At 66.6% G+C, this 26258-nt stretch carries 21 protein-coding genes; 4 read left to right on the top strand and 17 right to left on the bottom strand.

What is annotated here, in order from left to right:
- Positions 1 to 10: 10 nt before the first annotated feature.
- The 3 genes from nusA to OG386_RS46530 form a co-directional block, all read right to left on the bottom strand.
- Positions 11 to 955 carry a transcription termination/antitermination protein NusA gene (gene nusA / locus OG386_RS46540; protein ID WP_328786152.1) on the bottom strand — a complete coding sequence of 315 codons (945 nt, stop codon included), beginning with the start codon at positions 953 to 955 and terminating at the stop codon, positions 11 to 13.
- Positions 952 to 1317 (bottom strand): hypothetical protein, encoded by a 366-nt coding sequence (locus OG386_RS46535; RefSeq protein ID WP_328786153.1) that lies wholly within the window; start codon positions 1315 to 1317, stop codon positions 952 to 954. The genes nusA and OG386_RS46535 overlap by 4 nt, the downstream gene beginning before the upstream one ends.
- 34 nt (positions 1318 to 1351) lie before the next feature.
- Positions 1352 to 2160 (bottom strand): IS5 family transposase gene (locus OG386_RS46530; protein WP_266607329.1). Its coding sequence is split into 2 segments (ribosomal slippage): positions 1352 to 1840 and positions 1843 to 2160, totalling 807 coding nucleotides; the frame shifts between segments, so codons are not numbered across the junction.
- 1130 nt (positions 2161 to 3290) lie between these two features.
- Between OG386_RS46530 and OG386_RS46525 the strand changes: the two genes are divergently transcribed.
- Positions 3291 to 3809, top strand: coding sequence for a hypothetical protein (locus OG386_RS46525; RefSeq protein WP_328786154.1), 519 nt, complete (start codon positions 3291 to 3293; stop codon positions 3807 to 3809).
- 175 nt (positions 3810 to 3984) lie between these two features.
- Here the strand turns inward: OG386_RS46525 and OG386_RS46520 are convergent, their stop codons facing one another.
- Positions 3985 to 5556: a Tn3 family transposase gene (locus OG386_RS46520; protein WP_328786155.1), complete on the bottom strand. Its 1572-nt coding sequence runs from the start codon at positions 5554 to 5556 to the stop codon at positions 3985 to 3987.
- Between OG386_RS46520 and OG386_RS46515 the strand changes: the two genes are divergently transcribed.
- Positions 5527 to 5784: a hypothetical protein gene (locus OG386_RS46515; RefSeq protein ID WP_328786156.1), complete on the top strand. Its 258-nt coding sequence runs from the start codon at positions 5527 to 5529 to the stop codon at positions 5782 to 5784. The genes OG386_RS46520 and OG386_RS46515 overlap by 30 nt on opposite strands.
- 12 nt (positions 5785 to 5796) lie before the next feature.
- Here OG386_RS46515 and OG386_RS46510 read toward each other — a convergent pair whose 3' ends face one another.
- The 5 genes from OG386_RS46510 to OG386_RS46490 form a co-directional block, all read right to left on the bottom strand.
- Positions 5797 to 5988: a hypothetical protein gene (locus OG386_RS46510; protein WP_328786157.1), complete on the bottom strand. Its 192-nt coding sequence runs from the start codon at positions 5986 to 5988 to the stop codon at positions 5797 to 5799.
- A gap of 247 nt (positions 5989 to 6235) precedes the next feature.
- Positions 6236 to 7702, bottom strand: coding sequence for a UvrD-helicase domain-containing protein (locus OG386_RS46505; protein WP_328786158.1), 1467 nt, complete (start codon positions 7700 to 7702; stop codon positions 6236 to 6238).
- Between the two features lie 109 nt (positions 7703 to 7811).
- Positions 7812 to 8699 (bottom strand): DUF6083 domain-containing protein, encoded by an 888-nt coding sequence (locus OG386_RS46500; RefSeq protein WP_328786159.1) that lies wholly within the window; start codon positions 8697 to 8699, stop codon positions 7812 to 7814.
- A 132-nt stretch (positions 8700 to 8831) separates the two neighbouring features.
- Positions 8832 to 9095, bottom strand: a complete 264-nt coding sequence (locus OG386_RS46495; protein ID WP_328786160.1) for a helix-turn-helix transcriptional regulator — start codon at positions 9093 to 9095, stop codon at positions 8832 to 8834.
- 1374 nt (positions 9096 to 10469) lie between these two features.
- Positions 10470 to 10976: an ATP-binding protein gene (locus OG386_RS46490; protein WP_328786161.1), complete on the bottom strand. Its 507-nt coding sequence runs from the start codon at positions 10974 to 10976 to the stop codon at positions 10470 to 10472.
- 245 nt (positions 10977 to 11221) lie between these two features.
- Here OG386_RS46490 and OG386_RS46485 point away from each other — a divergent pair, with 245 nt between their 5' ends.
- Both OG386_RS46485 and OG386_RS46480 read left to right on the top strand, forming a co-directional pair.
- Positions 11222 to 11458 carry a DUF397 domain-containing protein gene (locus tag OG386_RS46485; RefSeq protein ID WP_328786162.1) on the top strand — a complete coding sequence of 79 codons (237 nt, stop codon included), beginning with the start codon at positions 11222 to 11224 and terminating at the stop codon, positions 11456 to 11458.
- Positions 11459 to 11544: 86 nt separating this feature from the next.
- Positions 11545 to 12441, top strand: coding sequence for a helix-turn-helix domain-containing protein (locus OG386_RS46480; protein WP_328786163.1), 897 nt, complete (start codon positions 11545 to 11547; stop codon positions 12439 to 12441).
- Positions 12442 to 12582: 141 nt separating this feature from the next.
- Here OG386_RS46480 and OG386_RS46475 read toward each other — a convergent pair whose 3' ends face one another.
- The 8 genes from OG386_RS46475 to OG386_RS46440 form a co-directional block, all read right to left on the bottom strand.
- A complete protein-coding gene (locus tag OG386_RS46475) occupies positions 12583 to 13392 on the bottom strand; it encodes an SAM-dependent methyltransferase (RefSeq protein WP_328793573.1) in 810 nt (269 codons plus the stop codon).
- Positions 13393 to 13598: 206 nt separating this feature from the next.
- Complete coding sequence (locus OG386_RS46470) at positions 13599 to 14129, bottom strand: sigma factor-like helix-turn-helix DNA-binding protein (RefSeq protein ID WP_328786164.1); 531 nt, start codon at positions 14127 to 14129, stop codon at positions 13599 to 13601.
- Positions 14126 to 14995, bottom strand: a complete 870-nt coding sequence (locus tag OG386_RS46465) for a helix-turn-helix domain-containing protein (RefSeq protein ID WP_328786165.1) — start codon at positions 14993 to 14995, stop codon at positions 14126 to 14128. The genes OG386_RS46470 and OG386_RS46465 overlap by 4 nt, the downstream gene beginning before the upstream one ends.
- A gap of 380 nt (positions 14996 to 15375) precedes the next feature.
- The gene (locus OG386_RS46460) at positions 15376 to 15567 is read right to left on the bottom strand and encodes a hypothetical protein (RefSeq protein ID WP_328786166.1); all 192 of its coding nucleotides are present in this window, start codon (positions 15565 to 15567) and stop codon (positions 15376 to 15378) included.
- Positions 15568 to 16555: 988 nt separating this feature from the next.
- Positions 16556 to 17839, bottom strand: coding sequence for a DUF2399 domain-containing protein (locus OG386_RS46455; RefSeq protein WP_328786167.1), 1284 nt, complete (start codon positions 17837 to 17839; stop codon positions 16556 to 16558).
- Positions 17839 to 23163: an SbcC/MukB-like Walker B domain-containing protein gene (locus OG386_RS46450; protein WP_328786168.1), complete on the bottom strand. Its 5325-nt coding sequence runs from the start codon at positions 23161 to 23163 to the stop codon at positions 17839 to 17841. The genes OG386_RS46455 and OG386_RS46450 overlap by 1 nt, the downstream gene beginning before the upstream one ends.
- The gene (locus OG386_RS46445; RefSeq protein ID WP_328786169.1) at positions 23156 to 24463 is read right to left on the bottom strand and encodes a DUF2398 family protein; all 1308 of its coding nucleotides are present in this window, start codon (positions 24461 to 24463) and stop codon (positions 23156 to 23158) included. Before OG386_RS46445 ends, OG386_RS46450 begins: the two co-directional genes overlap by 8 nt.
- On the bottom strand, positions 24460 to 25971 hold the full coding sequence (locus tag OG386_RS46440; RefSeq protein ID WP_328786170.1) for a DUF2397 family protein: 1512 nt from the start codon (positions 25969 to 25971) through the stop codon (positions 24460 to 24462). Before OG386_RS46440 ends, OG386_RS46445 begins: the two co-directional genes overlap by 4 nt.
- Between the last annotated feature and the right edge of the window lie 287 nt (positions 25972 to 26258).

Genomic DNA, 26258 nt, shown 5'->3' with positions numbered 1-26258 from the left:
GAACCGGCCCTCATCGACCCCTGAACTCTCCTGTGTCGGGCCGGAGCTCGATACGCCACCCACCGGTGAGGCGGGAGGCTAGGCGGTAGTTCACCCCCTCTTTGCCGATTGCCCGTTGCAGGTGGTCAGCAGGCACGATGGCCAGAGCGGAGCGGGCCGCCACATCGATGATCTCCACCTTGCTGACGTGAGCGGGGGAAAGCGCGTTGGCCACCATCTGGGCCGGGTCGTCCGACCAGTCCACGACGTCAATCTTCTCGCCGTGCAACTCAACGAGCACTTTGCGCACGCGGCTGCCCATCGGCCCGATGCAGGCGCCTCTTGCGTCTACGCCCGACCGCATCGACCGCACGGCGATTTTCGTGCGGTGACCAGCTTCGCGGGCGATGGAGGCGACCTCCACCGAGCCATCTGCGATTTCAGGAACCTCCAGCGCGAACAGCTTTTTCACGAGATTTGGGTGAGAGCGGGAGAGCCAGACGGCTGGCCCCTTCGTGCCCTTCGCCACTCGTACGACGTACGACTGCAGATGCATGCCAGGCGTGTACTTTTCGTCGGCTTGTTCTTGTGTGGACAAGATGGCCACCAGCGTCCCGATGTCCACGAGGACGCCATTCGGGTCCTTGCTCTCCACTACACCGGCGACGAGATCGCCCTCTTGCGGGACGCTGTTCGGGAAGGACGGATCGCTTCCGGCCACGGGCAGGTGCCCTTCTGCGGTCGACGTGGCCAAGCGGGCAACCTGATTCCGTGGCTTTGGTGGCTCCGCTGCCTTGATCAATGAGGCCGGGAAGGCGGCCGGCTGATCGGTCTCGGCATGCGGGGGCAGCGGGTAGTCAAACAGTCCAGCTACCACTCGACGCCAGAGCGAGTAGCCCTCTACATGCCGCTTAGCCGACTCCGGGGCTGGCCCGAGCAAGGCATCCCAGGACCGCCGCAGCAGGGAGCCGTTCACGAGGCTCCCTCCTCTCCCGACGTTCCGGTTTCCACGCCGTCTGTGTTCAGCATGCCACTCGGGCTCTGCTCGGACTGTGTCTTGGCCTCACCGAGTTTGCGCAGCGTGGCTGGTGCAGCAGCGCCCGCCGCGATCATGGCGGCAAATCCGGTCACCTGCGTGTGGAACGCCCATCCAGCGATGCACCCGAGCAGCGCCCGCCAGAACATACATAGGGCGTCGCTTGGCGGGTCGTAGTAGTCCATCAGAGGCGGGCGATCAAGCTTTGTCGCTGCCTTCTGGCGAGCCTTCTGCCAAGCAAAGGCCTGGCTGCCCAGACGAAGAAGTTCGACGATGGCCCCTCCGGCGGCTCCGTAGAGCATGCCTGCCCACCAGTCCATAGAGCTCGTAACACGATCATGAGGTGGGCTTGTTGAGGCGTCGCCAACAGATGAGGCTGCAAGCGAGGGAGACAAACGCGTCGTGGAGCTCGGTGCGCCGTTCCCACCGGACGGCGAGTCGTTTGAACTGATGGAGCAGGGCGAAGGTCTGTTCCACGACGTAGCGGAGCTTGCCCATGCCCTTGATGTTCGGGGATCCCTTGCGGGAGATGACGGGCAGGATCCGGCGTTTACGCAGCTCATCACGGTTGGCGTTGGAGTCGTAGCCCTTGTCCCCGAGCAGAGCATCGGGACGTCGGCGGGGCCGGCCGGGGCGGCCCGCCACCGGTGGGATGCCGTCGACCAGGGCGAGAGTCTGGGTGACGTCATTGACGTTCGCCGCAGTCGTGATGACTTTGAGCGGAGTGCCGCGTCCGTCGCAGATCAGGTGGTGTTTGCTGCCTGTCTTCCGCCGGTCGACCGGCGACGGACCGGTGTCGGCTCCCCCTTTTTCGCACGGATGTGGGAGCCGTCCACGCAGGCCCTGGACCAGTCGAGCCGGCCGGCCGCATTCAACTCGGCGAGCAGGATCCGATGCAGCTGGTCGAAGACCCCGGCCTGCTGCCACCGCTCCAGGCGCCGCCAGCAGGTCTGCCCGGACCCGAATCCCAGCTCAGGTGGTAGGAGTTGCCAGGCGATGTCGTTGCAGAGCACGTACAGGATGCCTTGCAGACACAACCGGTCAGCTACCGGCCGCGGCCCTGGTGACCTCGTCGGCCAGGGCGGCAGCAGCGGCTCGATCAGTGCCCACAAGTCGTCGTCCACGATCCACGGCCGAGTACTCACACCACCACGAACGGCTGAATCGTCACACCGGTCACGGCTGACCAGGACATCTCATCAAGATCGTGTTACGAGCTCATAGGACCTCCTGGCCACAATCGAGATATTCCCCTCATTAGTATCTGATCTATGAAAAAGTTCGCGACCCAGATGGTCGTCGCACGGACTCTCGGCACCTGCTGCGGCGAACCGGCGACACCAAGACAACCGAGCTCCTCCTGCGTCACTGCTGGGACCAAATCACCGAGCGCGAGCTCGCCGAGCAGCAGAGGGAACTGACTGGGATGGGCCGGGCGCAGTAAGGTAGCCGCCCTGCGCGATCGTGCCTGGATCAGGGTCAAGGTGAGAGACCGTGAACGGGAAGTCCGACGGACCGTGCGGCCTCACAACAGGCGGCAGATCGGCAAGATCGACAAGGAAGGGCCACCCATCAAAGGCGCCAGCACCACCAGGGCTGGGGGGTTCGACGAAGATGCGGGGCGGGGTGCCCCGTGATTCCACGCGTACTTCCAGCTTGCTGATGATCACGGCACGATCAACCGTGGCCTCGACAACAAGATCCACAGTCGTTGACTCCAGGCAGACCTCCGGGGAGCCGAATTCCACCCAGTCCCGCACGCTCATCTCAGACCGAAGTCTGAGGTCTCCCCTCAAACCGCCGGACTGGTGAGCCTTCACGATGATGGGGGCCGGCGATGCGGGGTCCAGCACAGCGTCACGGCCCCGCTTGATGGCCTTATCGGCGCTGCGGGCCACGAGCCCGCCGAGAGCTGAGGCGAGGCCCGTGAGGACTGCTGCCACGATCCACTTGCCGACTCCCGGCACCGCGACAGCCACAGCAACTGCGGCAATCAGCAAGACAGCAGCACCAGCTCGAAACCAGTGTTGACGAGACCCCACGGCTCCCTCCTCGCTCCCCTTCCAAGCCCCATACTGCCTGGGCACCCAAGCCAACGACTGGATTGGAGGAGACACGCCTGGTTTCAATGAGAACGGACACCCGGCCGGAGAAGGAGCGGTCGCCCCGCTCCGTGTCCTGTGCCATCGAACCTTGACTTCGTGCCACCGAACTTTGAGTGCCCGGCACGGCAGAGTGGCCGTAGTCTGCTCCGCAATAGGGGGACGCGACAGGCATGGATGTGGAAAAGACTTTGATCCCGGCGCTCGCCATTCTCGCAACAACGGTGATGTCGATCGCCACGCTCTGGCACCAGCGGCGTTCAAGCGAGCAGGCGAGGCTCTGGGAGCGACGTACCCAGTTGTACGTTGACTTGCTTGCCAACCAGCATCCCTACCTTGCTGAGTCGGACATGGATCCAGCCATACGTTCCTACTTCGGCCCGCAGACGTGTGAGGAGCGGGAGCTTCTCGAGTCGCTATCCGCGCGTGCCGATGCGTTTGCCACTGAGCCAGTGGCCAGGCTGTGGCGCGACGCAGTGTTTCGCGTCCACGTCGTGAGCACATTCGTCACCGAGGGGATGGGCGACCCGCGCTCCCCGACCCCAGAGGAGAGAACGGAGATTGCGCCGCTGTTGGAGCAGAGAGCTGCCGCCAGCGACGCCCTGCGAAAGCAGATCCGCACCGACCTGAAGACCTACAGCAGGCGACGAAGTCTGTGGGGCCGTCGATCGAGAGCACTCCCTGATGGGTGACCAGGCACCAGGATCAAGATTCAGGGGCACAGACTCGCGGCCGTCATCGGTGGCACGAAGTCAAGGTTCGATGGCACAGGACACCTCCGCGTGAACACGCCGTTCCGGTTTCGCTTGCATCGAAAATCGAACAAATGGCCTAATCTGGGTATGTTGCGCTCCTTTCCCTCACGACCTACTCCAGCTCGAGCTCGACGCGATCCGCACGTACGAGGACCTGGCGCAGTTCGCCACGCTGTCCGAAGAAGATCTTCCGGGCGAGGCGGTGGGGGGCCTCGGTGATGTTCAGCTGCTTGCCGATCATCCGGCGGTAGCCGTCGTCGGAGATGAACTGCAGCAGGTGCAGGGTCTTGAAGATCCGTCCGTAGTTCGCGAACGCGCCCAGGCCGGTCGGGCGCCCGTCCCGTGACAGCATGCGGATCAGGTCGTGGCCTCGGACCTCGCCCAGGGTCAGGGAGCCGGCCACGCGCAGCATATCGCCCCAGTGCGCGCGGATCCGGTCCAGGCGGACCGTGTGCCGGGAGATGTCCTGCAGCGGCCCGTAGTCGGCGCTCGCGTGGGTGCGCCACAGGCGGGCGTCGGAGATGTCAGCGATCCGCGGGGAGAACTGGTAGCCGCAGATTACGAACAGGCCGAACACGATGTCGCTGTAGCTCGCGGTGTCGGTGACCACGGTCTCCGGCTTCGGCCCGCCGTCACGGCCCAGCAGCGCGTCCAGGATGAACAGCGAGTCACGTAACATGCCGGGCACCACCACCCCGCCCAGGCCCATGACCTGGTCGTTGACCACGTTCAACCAGGTGGCGCCCTTCTTGCGCAGCCCGAAGTGCAGCGGGCTGTAGCCGGCGTGCAGCGTCTGCACCGGCACGGTGAAGCGGACCCCGTCCGCGGAGGCGACCAGCCCGCCTCCCCAGGCCCGGGCGATGTCGACCTTGGCCTGCGCTGCGATGAGCATGCCGTTGGCGGCGCTGATGGTCTCGGCCCGCAGGCATCCCTGGTCAACCTGGATCAGGCGGGCGCGGGTGAGCGCCGATACGTTCGGCTTGGCCACCGGGGTCAGGCCGACGTTGCAGGCCTCCGCGAGCAGCAGCGCGCAGACGCTGACCTCGAAGTCGTCCATGTGCGGATCGGCGCCGGACATGTGGGTGAACGCGGTCGTCATGCCGGTCAGCTCGGCGACCTCCAGCAGCAGCAGCTCGGGGAAGTCGGCCTTCGGCAGCATGCCGTTGACCAGCTGGCGGAAGGCCTGCATCAGGTGCGGCTCGGGGGCGGGGCCGAGGCGGTCCAGCAACAGCCTGCCGTCCTTCACGATCACCGCACTGTTGGTCGGCAGCACGGCGACGACCTGGTGGTAGGCGCCGTGCAGGGCCGAGGCGAGTTCGGCCAGATGCGCGGCCAGCTCCGTCTCCAGCCCGAGTGCGGTCGGCTCGGCCGTCTCCCAGCGGTCGCCCGTCAGCAGCTTGGTCCGCGGGTCGCCCCACCGGTCCCCGTCCCTGGCGAACACGTCGCGGAGCCGAAGAGCGCGGTGCAGGTGCTCCAGCACGCAGAACGAGTACGCCGCCTTCTCCACGCAGCCCGGTTCGACGTCTGGGTTGGCGAACACCAGGCGCCGCCACGAGCCGGTCACCAGCTGCTGGTCCACCTCGGAGGCGGCGACCTTCCGGCGGCCGACCAGGTGCGGCAGCTGCTTGAGCGCCGTCACCACCGGCGCCCCGGCTTGGACCGCGCCGAAGTCAACGGTGTCCACCAGCAGGTCACGGCCAAGTCCAACCGGGCCAAGGCCGACAAGGACCCGGCGGAGTGGCTGCCCCCGACGGCCACCTACCACTGCACGTACGTGACGGGCTGGGTCGAGACCAAGCTCCGCTGGGGCCTGGCCTCTGACGAGCGGGAGCGCGAGGCGCTCCTCGGGCTGGCGGAGGACTGCCCCGGCGCCACCGTCACCTACGAGACCGTCCCGGTCGACACGAAGTAGACGCGTTTGCTCTCACATGGGCAGGGCCAGCCGGGACCCGATTCGGAAGCGCATCTCCCCGGCAGCGTGTCGAACCTTCTCGGGATGTGCGGCATCGTCCAGCAGCCCGAGGAGAACCATCAAGGCCCTGGCCTCATCCTCACTGATCAGCTTCAGGCGCGGCTCGGTAAGCCCGTCGAGGAGCACGTCCAGCATCTCGTCCATGCCGGGAACAACGCGGGACCGAGCCGCGCGTCACCCGCACGGCGCGGGGACTGGCGATGATGCTGTCCGGGATCGAATGCCATGGAGTGAATGGTGGAGGCGTCGCAGTCCCAGGACTGCCGCTCACCCGGCCGGACACACTCTTTAAGTGCGCAGCAGTACTTCGTTCGATCTCTGCTCGGCCGTCCTGTTCGGGTGGTGAAGGGCGGCTGCACGTGGTCTTGGATCCACGAGTGCCGAGGGCGTGTCACATAGGGTTGCCGGCGGGGTGGTCGTGGATCCACGCCAGGCCGCCGAGGTCGAGGCAGCCCCTGGCCCGGGTCACAGCGACGTAGGCCAGGCGTGCTTCTGCATCGTCGATGGGGCCGGGTACGGGGCGGCCTTGGGCATCGGGTTCCTCGGCGTCTTTAGGTGGCCTGAAGTCGTTGCCAATCTGGACCGTTGGCCATTCACGGCCCTTGGCCTTGTGGGCCGTGGACACAGTGACCTGCGCGTGTTGTTCGTCGACGAGTTGGCTGACTGCGGCGAGGAGTGCGTCGGGGGTGTGGGTGTCGATCAGGTCGACGAAGGGCTGGAGGTCGGCGCCGGCCGGGTCGTAGGCGGCGTAGTCCTGAAGTTCGCCCCAGGAGGAGAACAGGAGGAGTTCTGGGTGGCTGGTGGGACGGCCGTTCTTGAGGTCGCGGGCGGCGAGCGCGAGGCTGCGCAGGCCTTCGCCTCCGCCGGTGAGGGCGACCTGCCGGCCGGCCTGGAGGTGGGTGAGAACCTGGGTCATGGCGCCGATGTTGGTACGGCACAGGACGGCGTCGGGGGTCTCGACGGTGTCGAGCCGGGTGGGGATAGTGTCTGTGCCTTGGAGGCGGATGGGTGCGCCGGCGAGGGCGAGCCATCGGTTGGCTTCGCGGGCGAGGTGGGGGCCGAAGCGGAAGGACTGCGTCAGGGCCAGGGGGGTGCCGTCGAAGCGGGTCATGACATCGGTGGCGCCGCGCCAGCCGTAGATGGCCTGGGCGGAGTCTCCCACCATGACGAGCTGGGCGTGTCCGCGCTGGGCGGTGAAGACCTGCTCGAGGACGGGGTTGGTGTCCTGCGCCTCGTCCAGGAGGAGAAAGTCGGCGTCGATCTTCGGCTCGGACAGGGCCCACATCTTCAGGTAGTGATCGTGTTCGAAGCGGACGACGCCCTGTTCGGGGCGCTGCAGGTCCTTCCAGGCTTTACACGCGAACGGGAGGACGGCGGCGGCGAGTTGTTTGTGGTGGTCGGCGTTGTCCAAGCCGCGCAAGTGCGGGATATGCCGGCTGGTGATGGCGGGGTCTGCTGAGTAGCAGAAACGGGTGAGGGTCTTCAGAACGGTGTGGGAGAGGACTTTGACCGAGAGGTCGTTGTCTCCGACACGGACAGGTTTGGTGATGCCGAGGGCTTGTCCGGTCTTCCAGCTGGGCCAGCGTGCGCTGCCCAGACGGGACCGGTAGCGGTGGCCGACCGCGGCGTAGGCGAGGGAGTGTGCGGTCTTGCACGTGACGTGGGCGGGGAAGCGGCTGGCGGCGTCCAGGGCGATGGCTCTGTTGAAGGCGAGGTAGCGGCCGCAGCGTCTGGTTCCTGTGGCGAGCAGGGCCAGGGTGGTGGTCTTGCCGGTGCCCGCCCCTGCTTGGAGAGCGATGTGGTCGCCGGCGCGGAAGCGGTCGGCGGCGTGGGCCTGTTCGTCCGTGGGGTTGAGCACGTGGTCGCTCCATCGCGTGGGCAGGGGCGGTTGGGTGGGGGTGGTGCGGATTCTCACCGCAGGTCAGGGTCTTCCCCGTTGGCTGTGGTGCACGGCCTCGGTGTGGCCTTCACGCTCGTCCTCGAGGCCGGCCCTGAGCGCCGACTGGCAGCCGGGTGGCGACGTGCTGACGGTGGAGCAGGGGATCGAAGATCTCCCAGTCATCCCGGGCCATGTCTGCGGCTTTGGGAATCAGGGCGTGGGTGGGGCAGCGCTGGGCGCGCCAGCGCTGCTGCTCGGCGTGGGCCAGGTGCCCGAGGTCGTAGACGGCGATCTCGACTGCGGGCAGTACCGGTGGGCGGCCTGGTAGGAGGGTGGTGAGCCTCCAGGTGCCGTGCGGTTTCCGCGATGCGAGGACACGGTTCAGGCAGCGGGTGCCTCTGTGGGTCCGGGCCACGCATCGGATCTCCTGGATGGGCTGTTTAGCGAGGTAGCGGCTACCGAGGACGTCCACGACGGGCCTGGCGGGCCGACACGGCGGCATGGGCCGGGACCCTGCAGGGGCGTGTTGGCCGGGTGGTGTGAAGGCGCCGTCGTCGAGAAGGCGCCGGGTCTGCAGGGCAAGGCGCTGGCGCAGCCTGACGAGGGGCTGCGTCAGGTGTTCGGGGGTGTCGTGTGCTGGGCAGAGGGTGCGGTGGGCGATGCGGCACCAGGGGCTTCCGTCGCCCGCCGGATAGGCGACGCCGGCGCCGATGTGCCAGCGGTGGACTTCGGGGACGGCTGCGGTGGGCAGTTCGTGTGGGTGGAGGCGGACGGGCTGGTGTTCGATGCCTCGGTACCAGTGGACCTGGTTGCCACAGTCGGGGCACAGGCCGCCCTCAGCCGTTCGGAGCAGGCAGCTGGGACTGTCCGTGGCGATTCGCAGAGCGCGGTGGCGGTGCCGGGGTGAGCTACCGTCCCGGAGGTGGCCCAAGTGGGTGTTTGTGGAGCGCATGGCCGCGAAGATTCCAGCCGACACGCTGCGATTGTGGGGCCGCACCGCTGCTGTCGCCCGACCGGCCCAACCGTGGTGGGCATACATCCGAGCATCGCTTGTTCGTTCCCGCTGCGTCACCGGTTCGGGTGGTCTGCGGGCAGGAGCAGTCGGCGCCTAGGGGCTCTTGCCGCCGGGCGGTTCGTGGCCGTCGCAGAGTGCTACGAAGAGGCCGCCGAGCGGGACATCGAAGGCATGGCCGAGGGCATGCCAGGTGGGCAGGGAGCCAGTGGTGCGACCTTGCTCAATTTCGATGAGGGTGCGCCTGGACAAGCCAGTCCGGCTGGCCAGTTCGTCATAGCTCCAGCCGCGCTCACCCCTCAGGCGCGCGAGTTCCTGGCGCAGCGCTTCGAGGTTCGGTTCGGGCGGCAAGATCGTCACCACACCATCGGACGGTGCAGACCCCTGCCCTGTCAGTGCAGACCTCTGCCCTATTTCCGCAGGTGACACCGACCTCGCGCAGGGCAGATGTCTGCACTACGGTGCGGCCGTCACCTCGAGTCCCCGGTGGTGTCCCGTCTACGGCTCAGGCCTGGCGGTCGATAAGGAAGGCCGGCCGATGAGGCTCTGGACGCCCCACCTGGCAGTGCGGCGCACGTGGACCGTGGAACTGCGACCGCAGCCCCACGGCCCTCAACTCGCCTGCCCCCAGTGCGGTCCCGCTGCCGCGCGTGTGCGTAGTGCGACAGCCCGCTCGGCAGCACTCGCTCACCTGGCCGGGCACGCCAGACTCGAGGCTCTACCGCGACATCTGCGGACCTGCCAGTGCCACGAACGGGGCTGCCGCTGGCACCCCCGCCATCGCGGCTGCGGTGGCCCGGTGGTGCTGGCCTTGGCCCGCGAACGCGGCGGCCGCCTATGGCGGCTGGCTGACGTCTGCACCAGCTGCGCCGCCGTTACTCACGATGCCGCCGTTGTCCCCGAGACACCGGCTGGCACCCCGCCTCCACGGAGCGGGCGGCGCCGCTCCCCCGCGCCTCCGGGCCTCAGCCCTCATGAGCGAATCCGCGACATGCTCTCGTACCTCGCGGCCGCCCTCCCCCCGTCCACCGACCCTCAGGCCCGCCTGCTCGCCCTGCAGTGCGCACTGCGCGCGGACCGGCACGGACGCTTGCGTATGCCCAACGGTCTCCTGCGCGGCATGCTCCTGGCCGGCCGGGAGACCGGAGCGTGGCAGCAACTAGAGCAGGCCTACTGGCTACATCACACGCAGGAGCCTTCGGGCGACCGCCAGGCGCAACTGCTGGATGCGACGGTCCTCACCCAGGCCCCGGGGCGTGCCCTCCGTTCGCGGGCAGCCGGCCTGGCCCTGTGTTGGGCACACTGCCCTGCCATGCGCGCGCAGCCAGCCACGGTGCGACTGATTGCTGTCACGTTGGCTGCTCACCGCTCCCCCGGAAGTGCCTGCGGCACTGCCGATCTTGCCGACCTGGCCCGCATCTGCGCCCTTTCCGAAGCGCGCTTCAGGGCGGAAGTGGAGAGTCTGGTCGCCATCGGTGCGTTGGCTGCCTGGTCGTTTGACTCGGCTTCTGGAGAGCTGCAGTGGCGGGACGGCCGGCACGGATGCCTTCGAAGTGGCGGTGGAGCCCACCCAAACCCGGTCAGCCCGTCGACCCATCGGGTCCACGGCGCGATGGGCTGAGATCGGTCACGTGCGCGCTCGGCCGGGAGGCTTCCGGCGCAGGGATGCGACCGGGTCCCGATCCGCATCTGCCGCGTTCTTCCCGCGGACCATCAACTGGGCCTGCAATGACGTCAGATGGTCTTCTGCAAGGTCGGGACCCGGGCCCATACTGTCTTGCCTCCCGTTGGGGAGAAGGTCCACCCCCAAGCCGTGCTCAGCACGGAAACGAGCACGAGTCCTCGTCCGCTCTCGTCCATGATGTCGGGGCGGACCGGACGGGGAGGCTGGGGGTTCGGGTCCGAGATGGCGACCAGAATGGCGCTGTCCTTGCGGACCAGGCCGAGCCAGGCTCCGCTGCCCTGGTGGCCTTCACGAAGTGCGTGCCGGATCGCGTTGCCCACGAGCTCCCACGCAACGGTCAGCGTGGCGTCACGGCTAGGGCCGGGTCCAATGCCCCATTCACCCAGTACGGCCTCGATGAAGCCTCGGATGCGACAGCAGGTCCGATCGGAGTCGGTGAAGCTACGGGCAGCGAAGCCCGCGGTGCTGAGCCCCAGCGCAAGTCCCCAGTCCGGGGCGCCCGACACGGCCAGATTACCAATTTCGAGTGGGATCATTCCGGCCAGGTCCCGCGCCATTCGGCCATCGCTCCCGTCGCACTGCGTAATCGCGGCTGGTGTACGCACTGCCCATCTCCCCAGTCGGTGCACGTTTGTTCAGAGTCGGCGGCTGCCTGGTGCGGCTAGTATCCAGCCCACTCCACCGCCCGTGCAATTGCATCGGTAATTGCATGCACGAAAGAGGGATGTCAGATCTGCCGCCCACCGTGATGACCGCCAGGCATTGCAGTGGGACCGCACCAACACCGAAGGGGCATAGCGTCATGGCGAGCTACAGCAATGGAATTCCGGCCGATTCACTCGAAGGTGTGACGTGGGTGAAGAGTCGGCACAGTGGACCGACGGGTAACTGCGTAGAGTTGGCGGCGCTTGGGAACGGTGGGATCGCGATGCGCAACTCGCGCTTCCCTCAGGGGCCGGCCCTGGTCTACACGCGCGCGGAGATCGTTGCCTTCCTCGATGGAGCACGGGAAGGGGAGTTCGACTCCCTGATTGCATAACAGCCCTGGGAAAATAGGGGCGTTCGGATGTTGCGCTGGCTCCTGCGTGGGATAATTCTTGCACTCGTCACCGCGCAGGAGACCCAGTGTCCGCCGTTCCAGATCCTCTTGGCCATCCGCCGCTTGAGCGCTACCTCACGCTTCCCGGCTTCACCCCGACCGTATTGACGATGATCCTCGGCTATCGGCTGAGGGCGCTTCGTGAAGCGGCAGAGATTTCAGCCAAGGACGCGAGCGAGGTCCTCGACTGCTCCGAAGCGAAGATCAGCCGTCTTGAGCGGGGCGAGTCCCCACTCCGCGAGGGCGACATCGAGGTCATGCTGCGGATGTACGGCGCGCAGCATGAGCTGGAGACGGTCTGCGAGCTGGCCCGGCGGTCGAAGGAGGCGGGCTGGTGGGAGCGGTACGGCTCGGCGATCATCCCGAAGTGGTTCGACAAGTTCGTCGGGCTCCAGGAGGGTTCGAAGGTCATCCGCACCTTCGAGGTGCAGCTGGTTCCCGGGCTTCTGCAGACCGCGGAGTATGCGTACGCCGTAGCTCAGGGTGGTTTCCCGGCCACGGCTGAGGAAATCCGGGCGAAGGTGGAGCTGCGGTTGCGCCGGCAGGACCTCCTGGAGCGGCCCGATGCCCCTCACCTGTGGGCGGTGCTCGACTGGCCCGTGCTGCAGCGCCCCGTGGGCGGCCGGGAAGTGATGCGGGGCCAGATCCAGCACCTGATCACGATGTCGCGCCGGCCGAACATCAAGATTCAGGTCCTGCCGCCGGGCTGTGTGGCGATCGGCTCCCCTGTGACGCTGCTGCGGTTCGAGGAGTACGGCCTTCCCGATGTCGTCTATTTGGAGCATCCCACGGGAGCCAACTACCTCGACAAGCCGGAGGAGACGGGCCGGTATCGGCTCATGCTCGACGACCTGGCGGTGATGGCGCTCAGCCCGGCGCAGACGCGCAAGGAGCTGCGGCGGATCGCGCGGGAGCTCGAGTAGGACCTGGCCGGGCACTGGTTGAGAGCCCGATTCCGTGGGCCCTGTTCCAGGATCACCCTCGTTCTTGGTCGCGGTGGGGTGACCCGACCGCGCCGCAAGGTGCCGCAGCCCGCGTCCCCCGGCCAGGTCGCCTGGGCGGGTCTAGCTGCGTTTGCGGGCTACAGCCCCGAACTCGAGGAGTGGGCCGGGGACGACCCGGTCGAGTTCGGACTCGGACTGCCAGGCGGTGACGGGGCCCGGTGGCGGGCCGATGATGTCCATGTCTTCGAAAAAGGCTGCGGCTTCTCCTGAAGTGCGGACCCGGCCCCAGTGGCCTCCGGTGGAGTCGCGCATGAGACGGGTAACGCTTTCGCGCAGCAGGGCGTCTTCGCTGACGAGATGACTGGCGATGAGGTAGCTACCGGCTGGTAGCTGCCTCATCAGGTCGTTGACCAGGAAGTGGGGTTCGTCCCTATCGGGCAGGCAGTGCAGCACGGAGACGAGCAGGAGGGCCACGGGCTTCGTGAAGTCGATGAGGTCGGTGGTGTCTGGGTGGGTCAGGACGTCTCGGGACTCGCGTAGGTCGCCGTGGACGACCGCGCTCGTTCCCTCTTCTTCCAGCAGTGCCTGCCCGTGCGCTACGACCGTCGGGTCGTGGTCCACGTAGAGGACGGTGCTCGCAGCATGGGAGCGCCGTGCGACTTCGTGGGTGTTCTCCCAGGTGGGCATGCCGCATCCGAAGTCGATGAACTGTGTCACCTGGTGGTTTCGGGCCATTTCCCGTACGGCCCTCAGCTGGAACCGTCGCTGTGCGCGGGCCAGTGTCTGAATCTGGGGCGCGATGTCCATGAGCCGGTGGCAGGCTCTCTGGTCGGCCGGGTAGTGATCCTTCCCGTCCAGGAAGAAGTCGTACATGCGTGCCGTGCTGGCCACGAAGGCGTCTGTCCCGCGAGATGTGCGGGCCGGAGGCATTTCGACGGTCTTCGACAACGGTCTCTGCCCCAGGCCCATTAAGTGCTTCACCCGCGTATCCCGTTCGCCGACCCGTGATGGGAAAGCATCCCATGTCCGGTACACGGTGCGCAGCAGGTAAGCGGATCAATCCGTCTCCGATGGGGGCGGATTGACGATATCCATGTGTCTTTGGCATATGGCGTGCGCCGGCAGTGCGCCGGGGCTTACGTGAACACGGAGGTGCTGCCGCTCTCAGTGTCGGCGTCGGTGAGCCGGCTGATGCCCCTGGCGAGTTGGAATGCCACCTCTGATTCCTCCAGGCCCATCAGTTCGGCGGTCTGTGCCCAGCTCAGGTTGAGCCGGTAGCGCAGCAGCAGGACGTCGGCCTGTTCGGCGGGAAGCGTCGAGTGCATGGTGTCGCGGACCCGGTCTTTGCGCTGGCGTCGTGCCTGGCGGGTGGCGGCGGCGACCTGGGTGCTGAGCATTCGCCATGCCACTGAGGCCGGTCGGTCGCTGGCGATCACGGTGGGCCAGATGACGACCAGCGCGCTGAGCACCGACTCCACGATGCGGCGGGCCAGCTGTGCATCCTGCGAACGGGCTCGGGCGTAGGTGATGTATGCCTGCTGGTTGCGTACGCAGAAGGCGGTGTAGTCGGCGGGGAGGGTGACGGTGAGCGGGGTGTCGCGGATGGGGACCCCCGCCGCGGGGACCGCGATGGGGGCGGGCGGTGCGCTGTGGTGTGAGCTGGTCATCGCGTTTCCTCTTCAGGGTCGATGAGGCCGTGATGTTGGGAGGGCGGTTCGGGGTCGCAGGCGGTGAGGAAGGCGTTGTATACCGCCTCCCACAGAGGTCTGAAGTCTGCGGGGCAGCCGCCGACGGCGGAGATGAAGATGCCGGTCTTCTCCCATGTCGGGATCTGTCCTCCATTGAGGATGTCGGCGATGTCCTCGGCGTCGAGGTCTCCACGGGTTTCATCGCAGATGTCCTTTACGGGGGGACAGCCTGCCGACAGGTGCAGGCCGCGCAGCGCGCCGTTGAGGCGGACGGTCGTCTCCACCAGGTCCTGCGGCTGAGCAGCGAGGCCCTGGGTGTTCTCCCACAACACCCGCAGAGCCTCCGGGTCACCGCCGAACAGTTCGGCCAGCTTGCAGACGACCTGCCAGGACGGGGTCCGCGCCACCGACAGGATCCTGGAGACATAGGAGGGAGATCGTTCGATGTTGTCGGCGACCTCACGGATGCTGAGTCCGCTCTCCTTGTAGAGGTAGGACAGCGCGCCGGCTAGCTGGCGGGAGGCGCGGCTGACGGCCAGGGGCTCTCCTTCCGTGCCCCTGGATGGGGTCAGCACCGGCTGCGCCTGCCGTCGCATGGTGTTGCGTTCTCGGGAACGGGCTGCCATGCGCCGCATGACTTGAGCTTCGTTCCAGCGGGAGCGTGCGGTGGTCTCCCCGACGACGGCGGCGCGTGCGACCTCCTGCCAGCTGGCGCCGGCCAGGCGAGCGTCGTGGACGGCCGCGCTCGTGTAGTGCTCGGTCTCTCTGGCGATCGCCGATGCCTTGGTCATCAGTTCCTGCAGGGGGATTCCTTCGTACTCCGCGTCCAGCAGGTCTAGCGCCATGTTCACGAGCTCCTCGGCAACGGAGCGGGCGATGGGTCGTGACCCGCGGGGTGTCGTGTCCGCCTGCTGGGGGGCTCGTCCGGTGCGGTGGCGCTGTGCCCTGCTGCGGCAGAGCCGTCCGCAGTACGTCTTCCTGCGGCCTCGGCCGCTCTTCTGTTCAAGTTCCACGCCGCACTGCCTGCACAGAGCCTCGTGGGGGGCTTCTTTGCTTGCCACTTGCTCTCCCGCTATGCCTGATCGATTCGTTTTCTCTCCGCTGCCGCCGACCTGACCACCCCTCGACAGGGAGGAATCGGGCCTTTCGAAACGTGATGAGCGGACTGGCCGGACGCTGGTCCGGTTCCGGCCCGTGTGGGAGCGGGAACCGGACCAGGGCATGGTCAGCTGAGGCGAATCCGCTGGTAGCGGAAGTGGGAGCGGCGTACGGCCATGAAGACCATGCCGCAGAGTCCGACCGCGGCCGGGGCCTGCCAGGCTCCGGTGATCATGATCAGCGGAACGATGACGATGGCGATGAAGGCGCCGACCTGGATGGTGACATCCCAGGCACGGAAGGTTCGGGTTTCACCCACTGCAAGGTGAGGAATGTTAGCGTCGGGACCTGCCGCGGCCTGGAGACGGATTGCGGCGGGAATACGGTCGAGCCACATGTCTGGCACTTCCTTCGTGAGGTGTCGATCGGCTTGGTCAAGTAGTACGAGGGGGCCCTGTGTTGGTTCCTAGCCCGTCCGGGGCCCCACTCGCATCACGAAACGCTACTCCCCCGAAGCCCTCGCCTTGCCATTGATCCACGGAATCCGCAGAGATCTGGCCGCCGGGGCAGACAAATTAGCGGGAGTCCCTGCGGTAGCGATCCCGGAAGGCTTCGAAAGCGAACAAAATCGATCAACATTGCATGAGCGCTAAACACTCTCCGATGAATTCAGCAACTCATGCAATTGCACGCGCATGACGGCGTGTTGGAATTCGAAGTGACGAAGATCTCATCCGGCACTGAGTGCCTCGCATCGCACAGCACCACGTTCCCCCACCTGCACATTAAAGGGATGAAGAGGCACTGCGTGCCGCACCCGACGACTTCGGATGTCTGCTTGTCGGCTACTCGGCCACCGCAACCGCCCGGACCGGTAGATGCACATGACTGATCAGTCATGGCATCGCAGATCACGACGGGTAGCCGCCCCACCTATCCGACTTCTTAACTCACCTATGCACAACGGTAGTTCGCTGACGAGTGCGTCTGGAGAGCCTTGAAAGCACACCCGATGTCGCTGAGGACGAAACCTGCCGGTCGCAGAGGTAGGCCGGCCGATGAGACATTGGCCGGCCTACCTGGCGATGCAGCGCACGTGGCCCGTGGAGATGCTCCTACAGCCCCACGGGCCTCAACTCGGCTGCACCAATGCGGTCCGCGTGCTGGAGGCCACATCCTGCGGCCGCACTCGTCCGTCTGATTGGGTGTGCCAGGGTCGACGCGCTGCCGCCGCCTCTGCGGATAAGCGGCACGGCGTCATTGGCGAAGCGTCGGCTTCGTTCGTTGGCTCGGGACGTCGGCCGCAGTCACGCTGGTGTGGTGGGGCTCTGCGCGAATGATGCTGCGTTGCCTGATCGCAGGGGGTCGGTGCGGCTGGGGCCAAGCAGCATGTCGATGATGGCGATGTTCTCTTGGAAGACTCTGCCCTCTCCGCCGCCACGGCCGTGAGGGGTTTCGTGGTCTTTGTTTTCGCTGCTGGCGCATGGGAGTCGGCTCCAGTCGGGCTCGGACTCAACAGCGCTGCGATGTGCGGCATCGTCCATGGCGACAAGCGTGGCGCGGTAGCGAGTGTGGACGGTGGCGGCAATGGCGTGCCCCCATGGGTCGTGGTCCCCGGCGTAGTCGATGGAAAGGCCCCCGGCGTGGGCGAGGGCGAGCAGGGTGTGGTCGACGGCGCTGAGGGTTCCTCGCGTGCAGGCAATCGGTTTGGTGAAGCCGCGTTCCAGCGCTTCGTCGATGAGAGAGACGTTCTCGACCACGAGCAGCCTCTGGCTGGACTCAAGAGTCGGAGGATGTGCAGTGAGGTCGTGCAGTGTGAGGTGGACAGTGCGCCGGTCCTCGTAGGCAAGGTTCAGTGCTCGATCGCTGGGGCCGTCGCCGATGGCCTGGATGTTCAGCAGGAGAACGGTCTGGGACAGGCGGTCGGCGAAGATGCCGAGGCGGGCCAGGAGTCCGCGTTCACCCGCTGGAGTGTCGGGGTGTCCTGCGTTCAGGAGGTCCCGGGCAAGGAGAACGAGTAGCGAGCCGCGGCCGTTGTCGTTGAGGTCGAAGTAGTGGGAGTCGCGGGCGCAGTGATAGGCGAGCCGGGCCAGCGAGAGCGGCCTGGGCAGGGGCAGGAGTGCGCGAGCGCGCGCCAGGGCGTCGATGAGGAAGCGTCGTTCCACAATGCTGTCTTCGCTGATGCCGTAACAGCGCAGGCGTTCTTGGAGGAGCGGGGTATCGGGCAGGGAGCGTACGGCGTGTGCGTCGATTTCTCTTCGCAGGCGGCGGGCTGCTGTTCGCGTGTCGGCAGTGTCTGGGATGTGGAGCCCTGCAGCCTCAACGAGGTTGCGCAGGTCGTGGTGTGTGTATCCGAGGGCGGCCAGGAGTTGGGGTACGGGAATCGTCGTGCCGTTGGCACCGGTCCGAAGAGACCGGAGGCGTCCTCGGCTCGTGGTGTGGGCGAGCCAGCCAGCAACGCGTGCGCGGGCTGGTCGGGCGAGCGGGACGGTGACAGTCTTGATTGTCTCGGGGGCGTCTCCTTGGCCTAGGCGGTTTGCCAGGGACTGCCACAAAGGGCGGATGTCGGGGTCGAGGAGATCTGAAGGCATCAGACGCTCCCTTCGGTCTCAGACTGGTCGTGCGTCCGCGGCGTGGGAACGCTTGCGCAGATGCGAGTGGTGTGGGGCGTGCCTGCGCCGGTCCAGATGCTCGGGATGGTGTAGCGGGCGGTGCGGGTCTTGTGGATGCGGTGGATGCCGATGGACTGGGTCTCGGCGACCAGGAGCGGGCGCATGGAAGGCAGGGTGACAACGGCGTCGAGGTCCCAGGTCCGCAGCAGTTCGAGGAGCTTGCGGAGGTTGTTTGAGTCGAGGGCGGCATCGAGTTCGTCGATGAAGACCATGTGAGGTCCCTCGTAATCCTCGGTGGCGTAGAAGGCGTGTGCCGCTGCGAGCAGCGGCAGCATGGTGACCAGTCTCTTCTCCCCTCCGGAGAGGCTGGCGAGGGGGTTGTTGCGGGTGGTCAGCGTGCGGAAGACCTCCGTGTCGCTGCTGGGGTCGTCCCGGAAGTCGTTGTGGGTGAGTGCGATCTCCCATGTGAACCAGTTGCGGTAGTTGAAGACATGTTCTACTCGTTTGGCCCATGTGGGGTAGTTTGCTTCTTCGTTCTTCAGCTGCTCGATGAAGAAGTCGTACATGCGATCGAAGTTGCCGGTGAGGTCGGCTGCCTGGATGAGTTGGAGTGCTTTGGCAGCGACAGGGTCTTTCTTGGGCAGCCACTGGAGACGGATTCCGACGTTGGCTACGCCTGTCCGGACGCCGTCGAGGGTTCTGGTGATGTCGTCGACGATGCCTTGGGCCGTGTGGATGCGGGTGTTGATGTCTCTGCGGAGCTCGGAGAAGACGACGCCCTTGACTTCGTTCTGCACTTGTTCGCTGAAGTCGTTTTCCAGCTTGGTGATGGTGTGTGTGAGGCTGTCCAGAATGGCGCTGAGCGGCTGGATGTGGGGTTGAGCGGTGCCGGTTTCGCTTGCGTGGCCGAGGTGGGTGACGGTGATGCGCCGCCAGGTGGTGCCGGGGATGTCCTCGGAGACGACGTGCCGGTTGATTTCCAGGAGTCGGTTGAGGTTGTAGCGGATGCGGCGGTCGAGTTGTGTTCTGGCTTCGCTCTCGGCTGTGCTTGCCTGTGCGCGGGTCGGCGCGTTGCCAAGGCCTCGTTGCTCTAGGACGGCCCGGGCGATGTCGAGTGCCTCTCCGGGTTGTTCGGGTCGGTGGAGGCTTTCATTGTCTGGGAGTTCAGCGATCAGGCCGTGGTCAAACAAGGCTTGCAGTTGAGTTAGGGCCGCTGCTCGGTCCTGTGTCGCGGCCGCGAGACGCGTAGCGCAGGACTGAGACTCATCACCCTTGCGCGAGTGGTCAAGGCGGGCCTGGTGATCAGCATTGCGGCGCGCGGCAAGGTGGGTGTGAAGGTCGCTCTGTTCTTTGAGGCGTTGTTCGAGTTCGACGGAGAGCTGCTGGTATGGGCGCTGATGCTGGCGTACCTCCTCGTCATGGCGGTGGCGCGCGCGGTCGGCGGCGCGTTGATCGTCGTTGGCGCGCCGGCGAAGGCGGTCCGCCTGCGCTTGGGCGGCGGCTGCGTGGCGGAGGCTGTCTGCGGCGGTCTGGGCTGTGAACTGCGCGCGCAGGGCGGCATCGCCCCAACCGCTGAGGGAAGCGACGAGCGTTTGTAGGCGGCTGCGGTAGCGCCCCAGGGCTTCTGGTTCTACCGGGAGCTGGGCGAAGGCGTTGTGTGCCTGGGCGTGCAGGCGGGATGCTGATCCACTGAGCAGGTGTGTCTGCCGGCCGAGTGCTTCCTCGGCTGAGGTGGCTTCCTTCGCTGTCTCTTGTGCACGCCGGTGCGCTCGATCAGCCGCTTCCTGGGCTGGGCGTACGAGGTTGAGTTCGTTCGGGAGGTTTCTCTGATCTTCTTCCGTTTCGTGTGCGGCCTGACGTGCCTGGTTGAGCGCGTGGTGTGCTTGGACGGCCTCGGCCTGGGCCTTGGCTGCGTGCTCGTTGGCTGCGTGCAGTGTGCGGGTGGTTGTGATCGCGGACTTTGTGGCGACTGTCGTGGTGGTGATCTGTCCGGTCAGCTCGGTGCACAGTGTCAGGGCGGCTTCCGCGGCCTGCTGGCTCATGGTGAGGCTTGCTTTGGCGCAAGTCTGCTGTGCGGTGCGGGACGTGGATTGCCGGTCCTCCTCCGCGGCGGCGGCGGTTCGTGCCGCGTCGATGGCGGCGGAGTTCTTGGCATTGGCTTCGAAGACGGAGTTGGAAGCGGCTTCTTCAGCGCTGCGCCATGGTGTCGGGTCGGGGCTGGCCTGTTCGCGGTCGGCGTTGATCAGGTCGTGCTTGAGGGTGTCAACAAGCGTGCGGGAAGCGGAGAGTACCGTCGCCGCGTGGTGGCGCTTCTCGTTCAGGTCTGTGAGGAGTTGCTGACGAGCGCGTTCGCGGGCTGCGGCACCGATGTGACAGGCGTCCCAGGTGGCGGGGGACGTGGCGGTCAAGGGGCCGATGTATGCGGTGCCGTCCACACAGACAGCTGCCTGCCCGGGTAGAGGTCGTTCGCCGGGCTGCAGGAGGCGGATCCCGGCCAGGAGCCGGCGGACCAGTGCCGGGTCTACCGGGGTGTGGGAGTCGGGCACGAGGACGTCGGCCAGGGACGGTCCTTGGTGCTCGGGGGTGAGGGCGAGCGTGGTGTCACCGGCTGCCAGTTCGCCCGTGGGCGAGATCCAGGCGTCCAGGAGGCCGGCTGCGAGCAGTGCTCCTTCGAGTTGGCTGGCTTCGTCGGGCTGGAGGTGCTGGGCGAATTCGACGGCCTCCCATAGGGGCGTCCCGGCCCGGCCGTGTCGGGAGTCCCTCCAGTCCGGTGGGGTGGGAGGTGTGCTGCCCTGCTGGGCGTGGCGGATCTTCTCGTCAAGGTTTTCCAGGGATGCGCGGTCTGCGTTGAGGCGCAGTTCTGCTTCGGCGAGGCGGCCGGAGAGGACCTCCACGGCGCTGCGGTGAGCTGTCGCGGCGTCCTGGGCGAGATGGTGCGCCGCGTTGAGGTCAAGGGGAACGCCCGCGAGGTCCGGGAGGCGCAGGCTGGCTGGGTCGAGAACCTTCAGGTTGTGGGCCCATTCGTGAACATGGCGTGCCCAGGTGTGTGCTTCCTGGTCCGCGCTGCTTCGTGCGTCGTGGGCTGTCGCTTCTGCAGTGTCTGCAAGGGCTTGTGCCAGCTGGGCCTGGGTGCGTGTGGTGGACGCCCGGTCCTGGGCGCGTGCGGCGTCGGTGAGGTCGCGGGCGGCTTGCTGGATCAAAAGCCGACGGCGACTGAGGTCGCTGTGAGCAGTCTCCACAAGGGTGTCGAGGAGATGCTCCTCTTGCTCGCCGGGCTGCGTATGTGTCGTCGAGTTGGGGCGGGGAGATGCGATGCGGGCAGCCTGGCGGGCGGCGTGTACGAGGTCGCGCAGGGAGCTGGGCGTATCAGTCAACGCGTCGGCTTTGTCGCTCAGGCCGTCTGCGATGGACATGGCTTGCTGGGCTGCGTTGGCGGCGAGCTCGCTTGCTGCCGCGGCACGCTCGGATGCTTCATCTGCGGCCTGGGATCGGGCATCTGCTCGTTCCTGGCAGGCCCTGACGCCGAGCTTCGTGAGTGCGTCGGCGGCCTGGTCACTGACCCAGGTACAGATGGCGGCTGGGTCGAGCGGGGTCACATTGTACAGGTCGTCTGGGAGCGCCGGAAGTCGCTTGAGGTGGGTGCTGTAGTGCGATAGAGCGGCGCGGGTGACCTCTTCGGCTTGTTCAAGTGCGTCGGTCGCATCCTGTGCGCGTGCGTCTGCTGCTTCGGCGTGCTGCCGCTTGTTCTCGTAGGTTTCTTGAGCGGTGCTGTGCTTGTCCTGCTCATGCGTGAAGTGGTCCAGCGCTGCCTGGACACGTTCAGCTGCCTGGGACTGTGCCTGGCCCCAGGCGGCTGCTTGCTCGCGGGCGGCTACGGCGGTTCCGTTGTCGGCAGAATCCGGGTGCTGCCGGGTGCCGCCGAGGGCCCTGGCCAGCGGCTCGTGAAACGCTGCTGCACCCAGGTCCCGAGCGAGTGCGCCTAGGTCATGTGTCGTCTTGGCCCAGGCCGCCAGGGCTCGGTCGGCCGTCTGCTGGTCGGCCGCGCTTTGTGCCAGGCGCTCTTGGCAGTTGGCCCCTGCTTGTTCGGCGTACTGCAGGCTGTCGGTAGCCCGGTCTTCACACTCCTGGGCCTGGTGGCTGAGGTCTGCCAGGTTCGTTCCGGGATGCTCGGCGATTCGATTCTCAAGGCTGCGGACCGTGTCACGTAGGAGTTCTGCTCGCTCCTCGTCCTCCTGAAGGGCTGCGGTAGCCTCGTCTTGCCGCTGTTTCGCGTCAGTCTCTGCGCGCAGCGCCTGGGCGCGGGCGGTGACGGTGTCGGCGTGCAAGGTGTGAACGGTCTCGTATGCGGTGGCCGTCGTGGTGGCGGCAGCGGCGAGGTAGCGGCGGTAGCTCCCTCGGATGTCGGACAGGATGCCCCGCTCGGTGTGTGCGGCTTTCAGATGGCCCTGCAGCTGTTCGGCCTTACTCAGAGCTTCGGCAAGGCTTTGGACGCGGCGGGTCTCGAGGGCGGGCAGCGCGGAGGTGAGGGTCTCCTCCATGATCCGAGGACTGATCTTGTCTCCCGCCTGAACGCTGCGCAGGGCGCGCAGCACTGTGGCGAGGGCGTCGGTCTGTGTGCCGTCCAGCGGCTGGTACATCAGCTCTCGAACTGTCTCCGGATAGTCCTCTTCCTTGCGCAGCACGGAGGGGTGGTCCCGGCATTGTTGTTCCAGGCGGGGCGATGAAGTGAACAGCAGGCCGTCGAATGCCGCCAGCTGGGCGGCGAGGTCGGTGATGGTGACGGGCATGCCGTCCCGTTCGAGGATGAGCTGAGCGTGGACTCGGGCGGGGACGAGGAACCAGGCCCGGTCCAGGGAGTTGCGCTGGCCTCCCCCGCTGTGCAGCCACAGGCCGGCTGTGAGCCATCGTGTGCCGGTGTGCTGGCCGTCGGGGTCGGTTCGTCCGTACTCCTGCCACCAGGTGCCGCTCTTGGGTGGTCCTGGCCTGCCGAGAGTGTGGATGGCGGTCAGTGTTCCTGCGGCCTCTGCTGCCGCAGAGAGGTTCTTGGCGGTGACGTTGCCGTCGATGAAGGTCGGGAACAGCACGGCGCTGGTTAGGGATTTCCCGGAGCCGTTCATGCCGACCAAGGCGAGGCTGCCGTTGGCGTAGGCGAACTGCTCGTTGGTCCAGAGCCATGAATTGACCGCTCCGGCCCGGGTGGGCTGCCACCGCCCGCGGGCGGTGGGATGCGGGTCGAGGGTCGGTACGTCGGTGAAGGGTCCCGCCGCGTCGGCGAGGTGGCGGTGGCGGGGGGTGTCACTCATCTCGGCTGTGTTCCTCAAGGGCTTCGGTGGCCGGGTTCGGGCGGGGAGCGTCAGTGATGCTGAGTTGCCAGAGGTGGATGGCGGGTGTGGGCTGCCAGCCGATGCCGGGCGGCGGGTCGGCGGTGCAGGCGCCGATGGAGAGCAGGTGGTGTACCGCGGTGGTGGCAAAGTTTCTGGTCTTGCCTGTGCCTTGGTAGTTGCGGGCCCACCACGGCCGCTGTCTGAGGTGCTCGGCCAGTACGTCAGTGGCCCAGTGGAGGCCGAACCAAGCCATGGGGTCGTCCCGGCATGTCAGGGCCTGGAGCAGGAGCAGAGCCGCTTGCTGCTCGACGGTGCGGCTACGGGGGAAGGCCAGGTCTGTGGTGCGGCCGGCCGGGTCGGCGATGATCCACCAGTCCTGGCGGACCGTGCAGGCGAGACCGGCGGCCGCGGCAACATTCAGAGCCTGCTCGCGGCCGCTCCAGGAGGAGAGATAGGCGCCTGGCCCGGTGGCAGGGTCGGGCGCGAAGCCGGGATTGTCCAGCACGGCGCGCAGTGCCGTGTGGCGGTGGTGGCGTGCCGTGTCGACGGGGAGTGCGTCTGGGTGCGGGGGTGCCTGGTCTGGGCACAGGGTGGCGACGTGGCTGTCGGGGTCGTCTAGGTCGATCGGGAGGAGCGAAGGTGCTGGGCAAGCGATCAGCAGGGCGAGACGTTCACGACGTGCGGTGATGGCGAGGTCTGCGTCGGTGTCCTGTTCAAGGGCGTTCAAGGGCTGGTCGAAGGTGAGGAAGTGCCAGGACTCCAGAAGGCGCAGCGCGTCGATGAATGCCATGCGGTGTGCTGCGGCAGTGGCTTGCTTCTGTCCTGTGGTCGCGACCGGCTGGAATCGGGGTAGCCGGCCGGTTGGGGCTTCGGTGCCGCATGCCTGGATGACGGCGCGCTGGAGGTGGTTGAAGGTGGTCTGGGCGACACGCCACATCTGCTCGCAGATCAAAGCGGTCAGGACCTGAACGAGAGGTGAGACGGGTGTGCGGGCGGAGGGCTTTCCGCGGTGCAGGAGAGGGACGCGGCCGGCCGGGGGGTCGGAGTCGCGTTTGTAGAGGCGGCCGATGCCTGCCTGGCGTTCGACGTGGAACCGCCAGCCGGGGTACTCGCTGAACCAGCGGGTGATCTCGTGCCGGTGGTGGCAGACCAGGCGGAACTGTTCAGGGTCGGCCTCCTCTGCCAGGATCTGGTGGTTCAGCAGTGCTGCCACGACCGGCTCTACTTCGGGGCTGAGCGGTGGTTGGTTGCCGGTTAGGGCGGTGTGTGTGGTGGTCATGCCGCTTCCTCTGCGTCTCGCGGCGGGGTGCATCGGATGCGGATGCGGAAGTCGGGGGCGATGAGCTCTCCTTCTTCCAGCACGACGCTCACCGCGTGTCCTGGTGAGCCGATCCACAGCGTGAGCTCTGCTCCCACCGTCGCAGCTGTCCCCTTGCCTGCCGTGTCGTCGAAGCTGTTGAGAGCTTCCTCAAGCAGGTCCACGAGGACTTCGGCGTGCGCATTGCTCAGCCCGGTGAAGTGGGTCAGCGGGACCACGCCGGGCGTGGCCAGTGCTCTGGCGATCGTTTCCGTGCGCGCGATTTCGGCTTCGTTGGCGGCTTCTGCCGCGCGCCGCTGCTCGGTGAGATCGGCGACTTTGCGGGGTGCGCCAGTGGAGCGCGCACCTCGGTCATGGGGCCGCAGGACCAGCTTGATGGTGTGCCTGCCTGCGCTGTCGGCGGTGTGATGTGGGGCGAGAGACTCTTCGACGGTTTCCACGGGATGGCGAGCGGGCCAAATCCCGAAGGCTGCGGCGAAGACCTTCTGCGTGCCGGCCTCGGTTGGCTGTGCGTGGAGCATCCGGGCGATCTGGCGGAAGTCCTCGCCAACGTCGCTGCCCCGAGCACTCGCGTAGAAGCGTCGGTCGATGGCTCCCAGCAGGGCGTGGATGGCGTCCGCTGCGGCGTTGACCAAGCGCTCGACCGAGCCGTGGGGTACGAACCATGCCTCGAGGTCGGCTAGGTCCCGCTCTCGGTCGGCCGTCCATGCTTGTCGCTCGGCCGGGTCGAGGATGCCGGCGCCGGCAATCGCGCGATGGACGACGTTCTTGGTGCCGACCTCGTCCAGTGCGTCGAAGGCCGCCCGGACCTGGGTGAGGGACTGTTCGGTGCGGCGTGCGAAATGCTGCAGGGCCAGGAGAATATGCCGGCGGCTGGTGATGAACACAGTGTCATCGGTGACGTCTCCCTGTGCGAGGGAACCGACTGCACTGTAGAAGTCCCCGCCTGCTTCCTGTAGTTGTTCCAGGTGTGCGCGGATCTGGTCCAGGGTCGGGTCCAACATTTCAGCGTCCTCGTGGTACTGCTGCAGCAGGGCCTGCAGGGTCTGCTCGACGGCGTCGAGCAGACGTGGTGGAAGCCGCAAGGATCGGTTCAGCCGGCGGGCGATGTCCCGGATGCCAGCCACAACTACCCGGCCCTGTCGTGTGAGCGCCCACGCTTCACGGCGCCGGCGTCCGTCGCTGAGGCATTCCACGGCTGCGCTGTGGTCAACGCTCGGCGTGACGTACCCATGGGTCTTGAGGACCTCAAGTACTTCGACAAGGTCTTCATTGCTGACCGCGTTCTCGTAGTCCACCTCGGCCAGCAGCTTCCTGATGTCGGACAGCGTCCACATCGGGCCGCGGCTGCTCGCCACCAGCAGAGCCGCTAGAACAGCGCCGGTCAGGCGTTGTTTCCCAGCCTGTTTGTCGTCGGTGAAGACATCGAAAAGGCCGGTCTCCAGAACGCTCCACCAGTCTTCGGCCACCTGAGTTGCCCTTCTCCCTGAACACGTCCTGCTACGGGTGCCGTTCGCAGCTGTTCGCACCCCCTTCGGGCAGGGCAGACAGCCCCGTCCGGCAGTCCGGACGCGACGACTGCAACGACGGTAGACGAGAGGTCTGACAATCCATCTGAATGGAACATAATCCCGACATTTAGATCAGACGTGCGACGCATAGTTGAACTCGCTTTGCGGGCCAGGAGGCTCTGCTCTGCCTCCTGATGCCTACCGAACGAGTCCGGGTCAGTGGGCGCCGGCGCCGCTCGTAAGCG

Source organism: Streptomyces sp. NBC_00273 (genome assembly GCF_036178145.1).
GTDB lineage: Bacteria > Actinomycetota > Actinomycetes > Streptomycetales > Streptomycetaceae > Streptomyces.
The sequence above is the reverse complement of the archived record's forward strand: the minus strand, read 5'-3'. Positions and strand labels throughout refer to the sequence as shown.